We start from the raw sequence: 15,579 nt of genomic DNA on the forward strand, positions 1-15,579 counted from the left end.
GCTTTCCTCGCGGGCCACTGAAGCCCGCCGATTCTTCAACACTCCTGACAACCCGTTGCACTCACGCTACACCAAGGAGTCCTGGCATTCGGACTCCCGTCTCAGAATGAAGCTTTCACCTCGCGCCAGCGCTCGCGCTGCACCTCCCACGTCCCCGCGTGTGCAACGGCCCGGAGGACTCGCTCGCTGAGCAGCTCCTTCCCGTCCACGGCCTCGAGGAGCAGCACCTCCTCCTGGATGTCGGGCGCCAGCAGCCGCAAGTCCAGCAGGTGCGTCACACGCGCCCGGGTAAAGCCCAACTGGCCTGCGACGTCCGCCGCGCTCGCCACCAGGCCCCTCTCAATGGCGGACTCCACATGGTGCGCCAGGGCCAGCATTCGCGCGACACGCGCCGGCCGGCGCGACGCCTTTCGTGGCGAAGGTGGCACCCCCTCTCGAAAGCGCACCTGCGCCCGACGACGCACACGGTGGAACGTCGCGCTGACGAGGCCCGTCTGCGCCGGCTGGGCTTGGGGGCTCGCGCTCACGCGGCCACCTCCTCGCGCCCGGGCGCAGCGGCCTCGCTGGCATGGGCCAGGTAGACGTCCACCTGGCCCGTCGTCTCGTTCACCACCACCCGGCCAACGAGGGCCCGCAGCAGGCGCCCCCGATTCGTAGCGGTGAGGGCATCCCACACCGCGTCGAAGTCCGCCAAGGCCTGGGCCACCCACGCGGCCTCCAACCGCTCCCCCTCCGTGGCGTCCAGGGCGCGCTCCACCTCCGCCAGCCGCTTCTTCATGCCGGCGACCTCCTCCTCCGAGGCCGTCAGCTTCTCCTCGACGAGGCGCCGCGCGGGGCCCTCCAGCTTCGACAGGGAGTCCACCCACTTCGAGGACTCCCCGGCGCGCTTGGCCAAGTCCCTCGGGAGCTGCGCGCGCTCGGCCCGGAGCGCCTGGTGCTTCTCTTCCATGCGCGCCGTGAGGCGGGCGTGTACCTGCGCCGCGAAGCCCTCACCGACTGAGACTGCTCGGAGTCTCGCGACGACGAAGTCCTCCAGGGCAGGCCCCGGCAAGGGCGCAGCCCGGCACCCCTTCTTCCCCTGCTTGTCCCGGGTGGTGCAGCGGTAGTAACGGTACTCGCGCTCCCCCTTGCGCGTGCTGCCGGGTGTCATCGCCTCGCCACAGAGGCCGCAGCGCAACAGGCCCCGAAGCACGTAGGCTGGGTTACGCCCGTGGGACTGGAGGCCGGGGCCCTCCAGCATGTCCTGCACCTGGTAGAAGGTGGCCCTGTCCACGATGGGCGGGTGCTCGCCTGGGTGCGCCTCGTCGCCATACGGCACCAAGCCCGCGTACAGGGGACTTCTCAAGAGGCGCAGCACATCCTGCGTCGTCCACTTCCGGGCCGCGCGCGTGGCGCCGCTCTGGGCCTCGTACCGCTTCGTCGTGCGCCCCAGCTCATTGAGGCGACGCGCCACCGCCGAGGCCTGCTGGTGCTGGAGGTACAGCTCGAAGGCCTCCCGCACCACCACCGCCTCGTACTCATTCACCTGGAGGCGCTTGTCCTTCACCTCGTAGCCCAGCGGCGCGCGCCCTCCCGTCCACTTCCCCTTGCGCCGCGCGGCGGCCACCTTGTCCCGCGTTCGTTCGCTAATCATCTCCCGCTCGAATTCGGCGAAGGACATCAGCATGTTGAGGGTGAGGCGCCCCATCGCGTCGGCGGTGGAGAAGTTCTGCGTGACGGAGACGAAGGACGCGCCCGCTGCATTGAAGCGCTCCATGACTTTCGCGAAGTCGAGGAGGCTGCGGGAGAGACGGTCGACCTTGTACACCACCACCACGTCCACCCGCTGCGCGTCCACGTCTTGGAGCAACCGTTGGAAGGCAGGCCGCTCCATGTTGGCGCCGGTGAAGCCGCCGTCGTCGTAGCTCTCATCCACCAACGCCCAACCGGGCTGGCGCTGCACGTAGGCGACACAGGACTCGCGCTGCGCGTCCAGCGAGCTGAACTCCATCTCCAGGCCCGCGGCGGTGGACTTGCGCGTGTAGACGGCGCAGCGCTTCACGGCCGCGGGCGGCAACTTGCTCTTCCTCATCTCCCCTCCGAATCCCCGGGCATCTGCTCCCGAGGCTCGCCGCTCGGCGACGGCTTGTTTCCGGTGAGCTGCTCCGCCGCGGCCACCAGTCGCTCCAGGTTGTCGTTGAGGCGCTTCAACTCACGGACGAGCCCCGGCATCGTCGTCTCGTAGAAGCGCTGCCCCATGTACGTCTGGAAGAAGGAGGGGCCGCTCATCGCGCCACCGCCTTCGAGCCGCCGTCCTTCAGGCCGAAGAAGGTGAAGCCATTCCAGGCCGTGCCCGTAATCAGCTTCGCCACGCTGGAGAGGCTTCGGTGGAGCCGGCCCTCGTACTCGATGCCGCCCTCGCGCACCGTCACCCGGTGCTGCGCGCCCTTGTACATGCGCGTCAGCACCGTGCCCTGAGGCGGCAGGCGCGCGTCGCGGCCATCGGCGGCAGCGGCGCGCCCGTCGGACGGTGTCGGAGGAGGCGGTGGCGCGGAGGGCCTCGTCTCCGCCTCCTGCCGCATCCTCCAGCGCTCCGGCAGCTTGTCGCCCAGCTCGGCAATGCGTGCGACGGCCCGCGCGGAGAGGCCGCCCTCGGCCAGCTCCTGAATCCGATAGGCCAGGCGCTTCCTCAAGTAGTCCCGGTTGCGACTGCGCGTGGGCTCGCCGTACACCTCCAGGTACTTCGCCGCCAGCTCCGGCACCGACATGCTGGCCAGCGCGGCCACCTGCTGCGGCAGGTCCGCCAACTGGTTGCGCGCGGCGCGCGCAGCCCCTCTCTTCGACATGGTGCTGTCTCCTTCGTCCGGGGCACCACGCCCTCGGGCAAAACCCATGGACGCTCTGTCCCCGGGAGAAGACAAGTCGAGAGTCCGCGGCTCAGCCATGCACACGCTCCTCGGCGCCTCGGACGGGCGCCTGTCGTTGCGGCTGTGCGTGACGGCGCAGCCACAACTCCCAGAGGGCTTCGGACAGCACGTCGACGGCATCTTCACAGCGCTGCCGCTGAGTGCTGGGCCGCCCCCTGGATGAATCCTCTACCTCGTCCTGCGTCGACACTCGCGGCGTCATCACCATGACAAGAGCCACCTTCAAGCATTGGGGGACAGGCCCACGCCCCACGGCTACCGGCCGCAGGGCACCCACCTCCTGGGCGGGTTATCCGTTGGCATCCTCCGCCGCGTCGTCGTTGTTGCGCGCACGCCAGTCGTGGGTGTGAGGGAAGTCCTCCACAGAGACGAGGCGCGTGCGAGACAAGTCCATCACCACGGCGCGGCGACGGTTCATCCTCCCGTCGAAGCAGACGCGTTCATTCAGGGCTACGACATAGCCGCCCTCGCGATGGTTCTCATGCAACAGGCGCCGCAGGGCCCTCGTGTCCACCACCTCGCCCTCGTAGTCGATGCGTTTGCAGTGGGCGCGGAAGGCGTCATACGCACTCTCCAGGTGCAGGCAGAGGCGCTCGCCCTCGAAGACGTAATGCACCCGGTGCCGCAGCTCTCCTTGAACGGCCATGACGCCCAGCATCTCGAGGAAGATGTCGAGGGCATTCTTCACCCCGGCCTCCGTCTCGAGGAGGTCCGCCAGCACCGCGTCGACTGCTTCGCGGGCCCCCAAGTCTTTGGGCAGCACGTAACCACACTCCTGGGCGAACTGCTCGAAGAGGTGCAGTCCCAGAAGCATGGCCACCACGTTGTCAGCGACGCGCGGAGGCACCTCCCGTCCCTCGAGGAGGACGTCCGCCACCATCCGGGCCACCTGGAAGTCCTTGTCGAAGTCTCGCCCCAGGCAGAATTGAATGTACCGAGGCGCGAAGAGGGCCAGGTTGACGGACGTCAATGCACGGAAGGCCGCCCGGCAGTCGCGGCGCTTCAGCGTCGCCTTCTCCGGGTTGACGGTGAGAAGGCGCTCGAGGAGAGCGGCCTCCGTGGGACGTGTCTCACCTGCCACGCACAGCGGCGCGTGCAGCCGGTAGCTCACCACCGACAAGTCGGAGCGGCCGCGCTCCTCCGTCTCCCCGCGGTAGAGGCGCCGCATGTAGCGGTGCAGCAACTGCAGCCGGTGCAGCGGCATGTCATAGGGCTTGTACTCGTCGGCCACCACCGGCACGGAGCGCGTGGCGGACAGCAGCTTCACGAGGGCGAATTCCGTCTCCGTCACGCTGTACGCGTCGGCCGAGGGCACCCCGAAGAGGGGCCAGAAGACGTCCGTGCACATGCTCGACTTGCCGCTGCCCTGCGTCCCGTGGATGAAGAGGAGCGGAAAGGAGCCCACCTTCTCCATGAGGCGCGGCTTCATCGGCGTGGCGAAGAACCACCCCAGGATGGGGAGCACCACCTGGGGCGTGTTGATTTTGAGCAGGCACTCGAAAACCGCGCTCGCCACGTTGTGGAAGGAGTCGTCGTCCGTGGCCTCGTACCGGATGCGCGACTCCAGCGAGGTGCCATTCGGCAGGTACGCCACGGGGGCGTCCGCCAGGAAGCCCCCCACCCCAATGGTGCATCCGGGTGCCACCCAGACGTGGTGCGCTCCCCGCTTGAAGTCCCCCAGCGTGGTGGTGCCCGGCAACCGCGGCACCGGCCGGCGCGCCACCACGCGCAGCAGGCCCTGCACGTTGTTGTCGCTGCCCGTCCATTGCGTGTGGACGGAGGGCAGGTGATTCAGCAGCTCCTTGCGCGAGTGGAAGGCCCGCCGCGGCAGCCGTGCCCCTTCCATGCAGGCCCCCTTGTCCGTGCGGACATCCCCGAGGAACACCTCCCCCTCCTCGGTTTCGACAACGGCTCTGGGCGTGAAGGTGAAGGAAGAAATGGCCTTCGCTTCGCCCCGCTGCGTCACCGTGTAGTAGCAGTACGCGTCCTCGTACACCTCGCCGTCGATGGTGTCGTCGCCGCTGCTGCCCTTCTCTCCTCCCTTGGAGTCCGCGCTCTCGCTCGCCGCTGACGTGCGCACGGCACGGGCCATGGACAGCCGCAGCTTCTGCGCGGCCAGGCCGGTGCGCACCTCCAGCAGCGCCAGGTAGCGCTCCTGCGCGGACGGCGGACGGTGGGCAATCGCCTCCAGAATCGGCTTGAGGCGGTACTCCACCTCCTGGGCCGGCACGGTGGCCAAGTCCTCCACGGCCGCTTCAATATCGAAGACGACGTCGTACAGCTCGCAGCGCACGTCCGGCTCGCGGTTGACGCGGCAGAAGCCCATCCCCTGGAGGGCGTGGCAGGGCGGCGCCACGGCGCCATCCTCGCGGGCCGTCGCCATCACCTTCTCGTAGGCCTTGGCGATGTACGCCCTGCCGTCTCGCCCCTTCAGCTTCCCCAAGCCCCGGCGGTCGTACTCCAGTACGAGCTCAGTGACTTCATCGAGGCTGAGCTGCTTGTGCGCGAAGAAGCGCACCATGTTGAAGATGGCGACGCTCCGGTCCTCCGCCCCCTGCTCCCACAGACGCTGCACCGGGCCGCACATCTCCACCGGCTGCGCCCAGTCGTACTCTCCCGTCTCCGTCCGGCGGGCCTTCGCCGCTCCCTGCTGCGCCGAGGCGGAGGGCGCCAGGGGCAGCGCCACTTGCGCGGGCCGGGGAACGCGCTCCACCGGCTGCGGCACCGGCGCGCTCAGCAGGCGCTCCAGAAGCTGCGCGTCCTCCACGCGCTCGAAGCTGGCGAGCACGCGAGCGACTCGGTGGGGCCGCTCCGCTGTCCCTGAGCCCTTCCGGCTGACGGTGCCCACCACCTTGATGACACGGGCCACGTCGTGGATGGAGTCCACGCGCACGCGCTCAGTGGCGAAGCGAGCGCGCACCTCGGCCTCGAAGGCCTTCAGGCCCGCCTGCACACGCTCGTGCCCCTCCCCCTCCAACGACTGCGGCGGCAAGGCGAACCAGAGCTGCGCCCCGTTGCCACTCATCATCAGCCGAGGCCGGAGGAGTCCCTGCCCTTCACACCAAGCCGCGGCGGACTCCGCCACCTCAAGCGTCAGGGCGAGCTCCTCCTCCGTGCTGGCCGTGTCCTTGGGGCGCACCGGGTCCAGGTCCACCACCGTGGCCGTCACCACCTCGATGTCCTTGCTGCCCGCACCACTTCCCAAGGGGCGAAGGACGTTGGGGGCGAGCGCCAGCAGCCGCCGGGGCCGCGGCTGAATGCCCACATACACGTTGCCAGCAGCGTTGGCCTCCACGCATGCCGCGACGAAGGTGTCCTCGTCGTCGAAGAAGCCCAGGCCGGCCAGGCCCCCGCCACCCGGGCGGATGACGCGGACTTCGCTCACGCCGTGGACAGCATGGGCCAGCCACCGCCAGGTGGCACGGATGGCGTCGGGGTTGGGCGCAGTGGGAGTGGTGTCAGAAGGTGTCGTCATCGAAGGTGTTCACTCTCTCTGGGGTGGTTCAATTCGCGTTGGCGCGGGCCGTCACACCCAGCACCGAGGCGTACTGCTGGCGGCGCTCTGCATGGTGGCGTCGAAGCAGCGGCACCCTCGCGTCGACAAAGTCGATGAGGACGGCGCTCTTCTTCTCCGGGTGCGGACGCATGAGGCGTCCGAGGCGCTGGACGGTGCGTCCGCGCGCGCGGCCGGGGTACGCCAGGAAGACGCGCGAGAGGCGCGGCAAGTCCAGCCCCTCATCCGCCAGGCTGGTGGCGACCAGGACGGACATACGTCCGGTGCGGGCCTTGTCCACGAGGGCCTTGCGCTCCTCACGTGACACCCCGCTCGTCAGCGCGGCGGCCGAAAGGCCGGTGGCCGAGAGTCGCCGAGCCAGCAGCTCGCAGTGTTCTACGCGCCCGGTGAGGACGAGGCACACGTGGCCCGCCCAGGCCTCGCGAGCCACGGCGCCGACGATGAGGTCGTTGCGCGCCGTGTCCTCCGCCAGCGCCTCCAGCATGGGGGCGTAGTCCGCGGCGCGTCCGTAGGGGAAGTCGAAGTCCGTCTCTACGGCTCGCACCTCAGGCACCACCAGCACGCCACGCGCAACGAGGTCCTCGTGCTTCACCACAGCCAGGGGGGCGCCCAGGTACAGCCGCAAGAGAGGCGTCAGCCCGTCCTCCCGCTCGGGCGTCGCCGTCAGGCCCAGGCGGTAGCGGGCCGGGCAGCGATCCACCAGGCGATGGAAGGCGCTGGCGGCAATGTGGTGGGCCTCATCGAGAACGAGCAGGCCGAAGCCATGGAGGAAGGCATCTAGCTTCGCCTCCTCCCACCGGGCCAGGGACTGGACGACGGCCACGGTAACGGGACGCACGTCCTCTTCGCCTGCGCCCACCAGGCCCGCCTCCAGACCCAAGCGCTCGCGCACGTGCTCTCGCCACTGCTCCGCCAGGTCCAAGGTGTGGACGAGAATGAGTGTCGGCGTGCGGAGCCGAGAGATTGCACCGACGGCCAGGACGCTCTTCCCTGCGCCACATGGCAGCACCGCCGTCCCCTGGGTGGCTTTCGCCAGCCGATCCACGGCTGCCGCCTGGTAGTCGCGCAGCGACACCTCTGGCAGCTTCGGCAGGCGCTTCTCCGGAAACACCCGCGCATCGTCGATGGCCAGCGCGTAGCCCGCCTCGTCGGCAATCCGGCGTAGCAGGTGAATGGCCCCACGCGGCAACACCAGCTCGCGCGACTCCTGGCGGAAGAAGTACAGCGTCTGGGGCTCCGCCCCGGGGCGCTTATGCAGCCGCACCAGCTTCAGGAAGGCTGGATTGGGCAGGGAGAGCGCCCCGCAAAGGCCCTCCAGCACCTTGGGCGGCACGTCGCCGGCCGCGAGCCGCAGCCCTGCATCCACGCGCACGCGCAACGTCCGCTTGTCCCACCCCGCGTTGCGCGCAGGCACGGACGGCGCGGCCTCCACACTGGAGTCCTGGGTGCGAGAGACAACACGTCCCCCGTCCCCGTGCATTTCGGAGAAGTCTTCCACCATTCGGATGTGTCCTCAGTGAAGCGCGTCGGGGGCACGCAGCAGGCCCCCTTCGCGCAGGGCTACGACAACCGGCTCAGCAGGGCGCTCACGGCCCGAAGGGGTCCACGTCCGCGACACGCTCCGGGGCGTACTCGGCCACGAGGGCATCGACGAATGCGCGCGCCAGCTCGCCCTTCGACGCCGGCACGTCACGGATTCGCTGGACTCCGAACTTCTGGAGGAACCTGTCGACCGCCTCGCGCGGCAGTCCCTTGAGGGCCGTGGCCATGGCCTGCGCGAGCCTCACGTCGACGGGCTCGCTCGACTTCGGACTCACAGCGCTCGTGGGCGACGTGCCACTCACCGCGGCGGAGGCCTCGGCCGCGTACAGCCTGGCCAAGTCGTGCTGCGGCAACGCCTGGAAGGCCGCCATCTCCTCTTCGGTGAGCTGCCGGTCCGGCAGAATCGAGTACGTCGTCTTCGGGTCCTTCGCTGCCCCGCGCCTTTTGATTTCGAACGCCCACTTCTCGAGGCCGTACTTCGCGCGCAACTCCATCAACGTGTTGAAGAAGGTGACGGCCTGCTCCAGCACCCGCACCTCCCGCGTACCGTAGACGGCCACGTTGAAGGCCACCCTGAGCGAGGACTTGTGCCCCTGCGCCTTCAACCGCTCGTCGAAGAGGACGTACTTGTTGTCGAGGAAGACCACCCCGCGCGGGTGCGGCTGCCCGAGGAAGACGACGACGGCGCTGTCGCCGTCATTCGCCAGTTTCAGCCAGCTCCCGCCAGCCTGCTCGTGCTGCTTGGCCATCGCGGCCGTCTGCTCCCACATGTTCGTCATGGTGCTCAGCCCTCCTTCTGGCAGTGGGTGGGGACGTGGCGCTCGCGCCGGTACACCGCGAACAGCTCCGTACCGTCCTCCGCAGCGCCCGCCGCCTCGATATTGAAGTCCGCATCGGTGTCCACCACGTCCTGGAACTCCCACCGTCGATAGAGGCCCGGCAAGCGGATGTAGTCGTTGTCCTCCGGCGCGGCGCACTCACGGCAGAGGCACGGTGTCCGGCCATCCGCCTCCGCGCTGGAGTCACCACGCTCCACCACGTGGAGCCGGCGCTCGTCGATGCGCGTGTAGACGCGCACGTGCGCCTCACTGCGTCCGAAGTTGTTTCGCATGGCTGTCTTCATCCCGTCCTTCCTGGGCTGTCGGCACAACAAGGGACGTTGCCCACCGGGGCGGACAACGTGGCGTCTCGGCTCGAATGACGTGGCCGGCGAAGGCCCGTCACTCCCTCAAAGGCATGTGACACGCAGCGGGGACATCCGAGGTCAGCACCCGGCACCGCACCCTCGACTGCCCCGCCGGTCTGGCCGCTGTTTCAGAATCCACAATCCCTACAAGCCAATCTGCGAGCCGATTTGGGACAACAATCTTTTCGGTCGATTTCTTTTTCATTTTCCCGCAGTCGCTGCAGGGCTCGCTGGACGCGCTTTCGTGCCGCCGCGGGGGCGAGGCCGAGGCGCGCGCCCGCCTCGGCGCAGTCTTCTTCGAGCACCAGGACGGACACCAACAAGTCTGCGTCCTCCCCTACCCGCGGGTGCAGCCACAGGCGCAGTTCCTCCAAGGTGAAGTCGTAGGAATGTGTCTGCAGCTCGAATGGGCCGAGCCACGAGGCAGCGTCCTCGTAGCCATCCGCGTCCGACGACGTCTCAAGAGGTGCATGCAGGCGCTGCTCGCCCAATGCCTTGTGCTGCTCCCTGAGGACGTCGCGCTCCGTGCCACGCACGAGGGCTGCGGCCACGTGCTGGGTCCGCGACAGGTCGACACGCGCCACCAACACGCTGAAGGCCGCGGCGAGCGCAGACACGAGCTCATCCTGGGACTCGAAGCACCGCAGACGCCTGCGGTGAATGGCGTCGAGGGCAGGCCAGAGGCCCAGCCACAGGAGCGCTGACGCCAACTCGGACTCCTCCTGGGCCTGCACCATGGCCACCAACGTCACGAAGACGCTGTTCCTCGCACCAGCATCCTCGTCCCGCCGGTTGAGGAAGGCGACAAGGGCCATGGGCGTCGCGAAGCCCGCCAGCGAGGGCCTCGAAGCCTGGGCCTCGCGGAAGGCGTGCCGCGCCTGCTGACTCTCCACGTATTGGCGGAAGCCCGCTCCGAGGGCCTCCCAACGCCTGCGCACAACGACTCCTGGTTGAGGGACTGCTGCTGAGGGACACGCTGGGCGAGGGCTCGTCTTGAAGCCGCCTCACGCCAGCCACAGACACCCACGCCTCTCACACCTTGGGAAACAGGGTGACGGGGACGGGGGCCTGTCGCGACACATAGGGGAGGGCTGTGCGTCTCGTCACGCCATCGACGGGGCTGCATTGCGGACAGAGCAGCGTGGTGGCCACAAGACTCTCCACGACGGTTCCGCCGTCAGCTAGGAGGCGAAGACTCTCCCCTTCACGGACAGCCAGCAGTTGGTGGCACCGCCTGCAGCGCACTTCCATCAGCATCAACGACACGGCTTTCCCACTCCCTGGGCCCGTTGAAGACTCGGGGCCTGTCTCATCGCGTTTCAGGTGACGCCCCTGCGAGGCCTCCAGCCGCAAAGGCAGCGGACTGGATTCGGGGACACGATGTGGGGCGCTCTGCGACTTTCGTGCCCAGGCAGTCTTCGCCTGCATTCACGGGCGACGGCTCATCCGGAGTTTGTTTCACGGTGCAGGAGCGTGGACGGGCCGTCCATACGCTGGAGCCCACGCGACGTGAAACATGTGTCACCCGATGTATCAACCGTCAGCCATGAGCCAGCCAGGGTGCTGCCGCATCACCCGGGCAACCGGCGAAGGGCCCTGGCGGCCTCCAGAAGCCCAGGAGAAGTCCTGCCCCTACTCCTCCCGCCTCCCCGCCCCTTTCTCGCGACAGCGGGCCGTTTCCGGCCGTTCTCGGGCCATTCACAAGCCAGGGCATCGACGCATCCACCCACGCCGCACGCTTCGCCCGCGTGCGTCTTTACAACCAGACACAATCGCTTCACTTCATGAGCGGGTGTGGACAGAGTGGACAGCTGTGGACAGCTCTCTGTCCACACTTATCCTCATGAATTTTCTAACAAAAACATCACTGTGGACAGTGTGGACAGCTTTTATGGGGAGAGACACGTATGTGCGCGCGCATCTTTATATTGATCCATCGCGTACGCGCACACATGACGTAGGGGTCCTCGTCAAAAGCTGTCCACACTGTCCACGCACACTCATCCCCTCGCAATCCCTCACGAAAACCGTGGACAGAGACGTGTCCACGAGCCGTCCCGGGCTGTCCACAGGGTGAGAGACAGTGCAGGCGGGTGCGGTGGCCGGACCCGGGTGAACACACAACGTCGCCTGCGTCCCTGCGCGAAAATCAAAAAAGAAATCGGGCAAAAAGATTCTTTGTCCCAAATCGACAAAACAAAGTGCTTGTAGGGTGTATCGGCAATCACGCGCCGCCGACACCCGCGCATGGCCCTGACACACCTCCTCCAGCCCGCCCCCGCTTCACAGCGCCCGCCCGGCGTGACGTGTGAGACGTACGTCCGCGCCGAGGGCTCGCGCTGCCTGCACTACCGGCCAGGTGGAGCCTGCACCCTGCCTGTCGTGGGCACCTGTACCGAGTGGCTGAAGGTGAATCGGCAGGCCCGGCCTCCTCGTGAAGAGGTCGCGCCGCATGTCCCCGTGGCTCCGGCGAAGTCCGCTCCGGCTGCGGTGGATCTCCTGGGCAATCCCCTGCGCGAGTCGGCCACGAAGAAGCCCACCCTGGCACCCAGGCCTGCGCCGCCGGCAGCACCTCCCGTTGTGACGGAGCCGGACGCGCAGGGCCCGCTCTCTGTCCCGCGCGGCCTCACCGACGAGGACATCGCCAGCTTCAAGGCCCTCGGCGCCGAGGTCTGCTTCCGCGCTGAGACATGCGGCGAGGTGTGGCTCGTCCCGGCCTACACGGGCCAAGCCAGGAAGGAGCTCACCCCTGAGCACGCAGCCACGCTGGTGCGCGTCCTGTCTGCCTTCCCAGGCTCCCGCGTCATGTCCTTCGAGAAGCGGCCGGCCTCCGCAGAGGGCTCGCCATGAACACGCCCCACTGCTGTGAAACAAGCACACGGGGCCACGCTGCCTCCCTGCTTCGACTTGATGTGTCTCTCGAAAAGAGCGTGATGACTGTCTCGCAACGCGCCACCGCATCGGCCCCAAGGAGGCCCACGCCATGAGCGGAATGCGAAACACGCACCTGTCTTACAGCCGGCTCAGCCGCTTCGAGTCCTGCCCGCTGTCCTACCAGCTCCACTACCTCGACAAGCACACCGCCGAGCCCGGCGTGCCGTTGAGCTTCGGCAAGGCCCTGCACGCCGTCCTCGAGCGCCTCCTCCAGGACGTCCTCGACTCCGAGTCCGCCGGCCCCCTCTCCGAGGAGCGCGCCCTCCAGCTCTACCGTGAAGCGTGGGCCGCCGAGGGCCTCTCGGGCCTGGACCTCTTCCAGCAGGGCCTCTCCCTCCTCCAGGACTTCGTGCGCCAGCAGGGGCGCGTGGACGCCCGCGACATCCTCGCCGTGGAGAAGGAGTTCCGCCTGCCGGTGGGGCCATTCACCATCCTCGGCTTCATCGACCGCGTCGACTGGGTGGACGACGAGACAATCCACGTCATTGACTACAAGTCCAACCACCAGCTCTTCACCCGCGAGGAGCTGGACACAAGCCTCCAGCTCAGCCTCTACGCCCTCGCCGCGCGCCGCATGTGGCCCTGGGCCAAGAAGGTGCGCCTGTCCATGTGGATGCTCCGCCACGGCGTGCTGCAGGAGACGACGCGCACCGAGGCGCAGTTGGACGCCGCCCTCGCCTACGTCGAGACGCTGGGCCAGCAGATGGAGACGGCGGAGTCCTTCCCCGCCCGGCTCAACCCCAACTGCGTGTACTGCGACCACCGACGCCACTGCCCCGCCTACGCCCGCGCCCTGACGGGCCAGCGTGAAGTCGTCTGCGAGGACACCTCCAACTTGGAGTCCGTCGCCCGCGAGCGCGAGGAGGTGGCCCACCTCGCGAAGATTCTCGGCGCGCGCAAGACGGAGCTGGAAAGCGTCCTTCGGGCACACCTTGCCGAGCAGGAGGAACTCGTCCTCGCCGGCACGCGCTACCGCATGTTCCACGCCACGAGCCTCGACTACCCGCTGGAGCCCACCGTCGCCGTGCTTGCCCGGGCCACCGGCCTCTCCCGTGAGGAGCTGATGCAGCGCCTCGCCAGCGTCGACAAGAAGGCCCTCGACGCGCTGCTGAAGGACGAGGGCAAGCGCCTGGGCACCGCACGCGTCGCATTGCTGAAGGCCGAGCTGAACTCCCTCGCCGCCAAACACCACTCGCCCCGCTTCTGGGCCAAGGAGGTTGCATAGTGCTGCTCGCTCACCCTGCTTCCGACACCACCCCAACTCCTGTCGTCCACCAGCCGCTCTTCCCTGGACTTCCAGCGCACCTGCGGACGCTCGCCTTCATCGACCTGGAGACGACGGGGTTGGACTCCTCCCGGCACGAGGTGCTGGAGGTGGCCGTCCTCCGTGTCGACGCACGCAGCCTCCAGGTGCTGGCGGAGTACGAGGCGCGGGTGCAGCCCACCCGGCTGGCCGACGCCCACCCCGAGGCCCTGGCCGTGTGCGGCTACTCCGACGAGGAGTGGCGGGGCGCGCTGCCCCTGCACGAAGTCTTGGCCACCGTGACGCCGCTCCTGGCGGGCACCCTCGTGGCCGGCCACAACACCAGCTTTGACTGGAGCTTCCTCGTCGAGGCCTACCGCCGCACCGAGCTGGCTCTGCCCCGTGTCGACTACCACCGCCTCGACACCGCCAGCCTCGCATGGCCGCTGCTCGCCACGGGCGAAGTGGAGTCCCTCTCCCTCAACGCCCTGGCCAAGCGCTTCGCACTCCAAAGGCCCTCGCCTCACCGGGCCATGGCGGACGCCCGCTGCGCGCTGGAGGTGGCTCGCTGCCTCGCCGTGCGCATGGCCCGTGGTGGGCACATGGAGCGGCTGCTGGAGGAGTCGGGAGGTGTCGCGTGAGCGGCGCCTCTTCTCGTCGCAAGGGTGCCGATTTCGAGCGAGCCCTCGTCCACCATTTCCGCGCGGCCATGCCCGAGGCCCTCATCCGCCGCGGCCTCCAGTACCGCACCGGGCAGGAGATGTCCGACGTCGAGGTGCCGTGTTTCTGGCTTGAGGCCAAGGCCCACCGGCGCACCAACGTCCGCGAGGCCATGCGCCAGGCCGTGGAGACGTGCCCGCCGGGCCGCTGGCCGCTCGCCGTGTGCAAGGACGACGGGCAGCCGCCCCTCGTCACCATGCAGTTGGAGGACTTCCTCGAGTTGGTGCGCGAGTGGTGGGAGGCCCGTCCTCGGTGAGTGACTTGTTCGGCCAGCTCCTGGGCCTGCTGCGTGTGGAGGCGCTCGCCTCTCGGCACCAGTCCGTCTACGCGGCTGCGCGCACGCGGAGGCTGGCCTTCGCCCGCCATGCCACCCTCGAATCCGTGCTGTCCGCGTTGGGTGACACGCGCGAGGAGACGTACCCGGAGCGGGAAGCCCTCACCCGAGCCCTGGTGGCCGAACTGCAGGACGCCTCCAGCCCCGCGTGGACGGCGGCCCTCACCGCCGCCTACGCCCCCATGTTGCGCCGCCTGCGTCGTCGGCTCCTCGGCAACGCCGTGCCCCGCGAGGACCTGGACCAACTCGTCCTCACCACCTTCCTCTCCGTCGCCCGCAACTTCCCCCTCTCACGCTGGTGGGACTGGACAGCCGTCCGCCTGCGCCAGCAGACGGCTCGCGCGGTGTTCCGAGTCCTCCGCAAGGAGCGAGAGGAGCAGCACGACACGTACTCGCCGGCGCAGCTCGCAGAGTGGGTACCCGACGTCCGGCCCGCCACGCCACTGGAGGGCGTCCGGCGGCCCAGTGTGCGCCACAGCTTCGTGCGGAGAGACGCTGTGCTGGTCCACCTGGCGAAGGCCAGTCTGCCGCGCAGCGACGTCGAGGTCCTCATGGCCACCGTCGTCCGCCGCGAGAAGCTGCGCGCCTACGCCCACCGCCTCGTCGAGGGTGACACCGCCGAGGTTGAGAGGGTGTACCAGCGCCTGAAGCGCCAGCGCACACGGCTGATGCAGCGCCTGCGCACCCAGGCCGTCAACGCCGCAACGCAGCCCTCCACAGGTCGCTGAGGGGCAGCCATGGCGACGAAGAAGCCCTTCAAGAAGCTGGGGCGCCCCACCAAGGCGGAAGGCCCCCGGTTTCCTCCCGACGAAGTGGACCGCCTCCTCGTGGAAGGCGAGGAGGTGCCCACCACGCGCGGCCTTGTGAGGCGCCGCTTCCCCTCCTTCCGCGAGCTGGCCGAGCGCTTCGGCGTCGCCCACAGTGCCATTGCCCGGTACGCCGAGCACCACGACTGCCTCGGCCGCCGCAAGCGCCTCCACCCCGGTACGTCACGGGCGATGCAGGTGCGCGCCGCAGCGCACCCTCCGCCGCGGCCTGCACAACGCGCGTCGCTCGCGCCTGCCGAAGCGCTACCACCCTCACCCTTGCCCTCGCCCGCCGAAGCACCACCGCTCCCGCCGCCATCCGCGCCTGCCGAAGCGCTACCTCCCCCACCCTCGCCCGCCGAAGCACCACCGCTCCCGCCGCCATCCACGCCTG

15 protein-coding genes and 1 pseudogene are annotated in these 15,579 nt (G+C 68.7%); 7 read left to right on the forward strand and 9 right to left on the reverse strand.

Going from position 1 to position 15,579, the window contains the following annotated elements; genetic code table 11:
* Positions 1 to 101 precede the first annotated feature (101 nt).
* The 4 genes from LZ198_RS35615 to LZ198_RS35630 are packed head-to-tail and all read right to left on the reverse strand — an operon-like array spanning position 102 to position 2,825.
* Positions 102 to 527, reverse strand: a complete 426-nt coding sequence (locus LZ198_RS35615) for a hypothetical protein (protein WP_253976592.1) — start codon at positions 525 to 527, stop codon at positions 102 to 104.
* The gene (locus LZ198_RS35620) at positions 524 to 2,071 is read right to left on the reverse strand and encodes a recombinase family protein (protein WP_253976593.1); all 1,548 of its coding nucleotides are present in this window, start codon (positions 2,069 to 2,071) and stop codon (positions 524 to 526) included. The genes LZ198_RS35615 and LZ198_RS35620 overlap by 4 nt, the downstream gene beginning before the upstream one ends.
* Positions 2,068 to 2,268 carry a hypothetical protein gene (locus LZ198_RS35625; protein ID WP_253976594.1) on the reverse strand — a complete coding sequence of 67 codons (201 nt, stop codon included), beginning with the start codon at positions 2,266 to 2,268 and terminating at the stop codon, positions 2,068 to 2,070. Before LZ198_RS35625 ends, LZ198_RS35620 begins: the two co-directional genes overlap by 4 nt.
* Complete coding sequence (locus LZ198_RS35630; RefSeq protein ID WP_253976595.1) at positions 2,265 to 2,825, reverse strand: DUF2924 domain-containing protein; 561 nt, start codon at positions 2,823 to 2,825, stop codon at positions 2,265 to 2,267. The genes LZ198_RS35625 and LZ198_RS35630 overlap by 4 nt, the downstream gene beginning before the upstream one ends.
* 97 nt (positions 2,826 to 2,922) lie before the next feature.
* Here LZ198_RS35630 and LZ198_RS35635 point away from each other — a divergent pair, with 97 nt between their 5' ends.
* The gene (locus tag LZ198_RS35635) at positions 2,923 to 3,069 is read left to right on the forward strand and encodes a hypothetical protein (RefSeq protein ID WP_253976596.1); all 147 of its coding nucleotides are present in this window, start codon (positions 2,923 to 2,925) and stop codon (positions 3,067 to 3,069) included.
* Between the two features lie 126 nt (positions 3,070 to 3,195).
* Here LZ198_RS35635 and LZ198_RS35640 read toward each other — a convergent pair whose 3' ends face one another.
* The 5 genes from LZ198_RS35640 to LZ198_RS35660 form a co-directional block, all read right to left on the reverse strand.
* Positions 3,196 to 6,291, reverse strand: coding sequence for a hypothetical protein (locus LZ198_RS35640; protein ID WP_253976597.1), 3,096 nt, complete (start codon positions 6,289 to 6,291; stop codon positions 3,196 to 3,198).
* 118 nt (positions 6,292 to 6,409) lie between these two features.
* On the reverse strand, positions 6,410 to 7,834 hold the full coding sequence (locus LZ198_RS35645) for a DEAD/DEAH box helicase (RefSeq protein WP_407667493.1): 1,425 nt from the start codon (positions 7,832 to 7,834) through the stop codon (positions 6,410 to 6,412).
* A 172-nt stretch (positions 7,835 to 8,006) separates the two neighbouring features.
* On the reverse strand, positions 8,007 to 8,741 hold the full coding sequence (locus LZ198_RS35650) for a hypothetical protein (protein WP_253976599.1): 735 nt from the start codon (positions 8,739 to 8,741) through the stop codon (positions 8,007 to 8,009).
* A gap of 5 nt (positions 8,742 to 8,746) precedes the next feature.
* On the reverse strand, positions 8,747 to 9,085 hold the full coding sequence (locus tag LZ198_RS35655; RefSeq protein WP_253976600.1) for a hypothetical protein: 339 nt from the start codon (positions 9,083 to 9,085) through the stop codon (positions 8,747 to 8,749).
* Positions 9,086 to 9,276: 191 nt separating this feature from the next.
* Positions 9,277 to 10,086: a sigma-70 family RNA polymerase sigma factor gene (locus LZ198_RS35660; RefSeq protein ID WP_253976601.1), complete on the reverse strand. Its 810-nt coding sequence runs from the start codon at positions 10,084 to 10,086 to the stop codon at positions 9,277 to 9,279.
* Positions 10,087 to 11,395: 1,309 nt separating this feature from the next.
* Here LZ198_RS35660 and LZ198_RS35665 point away from each other — a divergent pair.
* The 6 genes and pseudogenes from LZ198_RS35665 to LZ198_RS35690 form a co-directional block, all read left to right on the forward strand.
* Complete coding sequence (locus tag LZ198_RS35665; protein ID WP_253976602.1) at positions 11,396 to 11,998, forward strand: hypothetical protein; 603 nt, start codon at positions 11,396 to 11,398, stop codon at positions 11,996 to 11,998.
* Positions 11,999 to 12,131: 133 nt separating this feature from the next.
* Positions 12,132 to 13,307: a RecB family exonuclease gene (locus tag LZ198_RS35670; protein ID WP_253976603.1), complete on the forward strand. Its 1,176-nt coding sequence runs from the start codon at positions 12,132 to 12,134 to the stop codon at positions 13,305 to 13,307.
* Positions 13,307 to 13,966: a 3'-5' exonuclease gene (locus LZ198_RS35675; RefSeq protein ID WP_253976604.1), complete on the forward strand. Its 660-nt coding sequence runs from the start codon at positions 13,307 to 13,309 to the stop codon at positions 13,964 to 13,966. Before LZ198_RS35670 ends, LZ198_RS35675 begins: the two co-directional genes overlap by 1 nt.
* Complete coding sequence (locus tag LZ198_RS35680; protein WP_253976605.1) at positions 13,963 to 14,301, forward strand: hypothetical protein; 339 nt, start codon at positions 13,963 to 13,965, stop codon at positions 14,299 to 14,301. The genes LZ198_RS35675 and LZ198_RS35680 overlap by 4 nt, the downstream gene beginning before the upstream one ends.
* Positions 14,277 to 15,107 (forward strand): hypothetical protein, encoded by an 831-nt coding sequence (locus LZ198_RS35685; RefSeq protein ID WP_323383239.1) that lies wholly within the window; start codon positions 14,277 to 14,279, stop codon positions 15,105 to 15,107. Before LZ198_RS35680 ends, LZ198_RS35685 begins: the two co-directional genes overlap by 25 nt.
* A 9-nt stretch (positions 15,108 to 15,116) precedes the next feature.
* Positions 15,117 to 15,579: pseudogene (locus tag LZ198_RS35690) on the forward strand (AT hook motif domain protein); the annotation flags it as partial.

This window comes from Myxococcus dinghuensis, from assembly GCF_024198235.1.
Lineage (GTDB): Bacteria > Myxococcota > Myxococcia > Myxococcales > Myxococcaceae > Myxococcus > Myxococcus dinghuensis.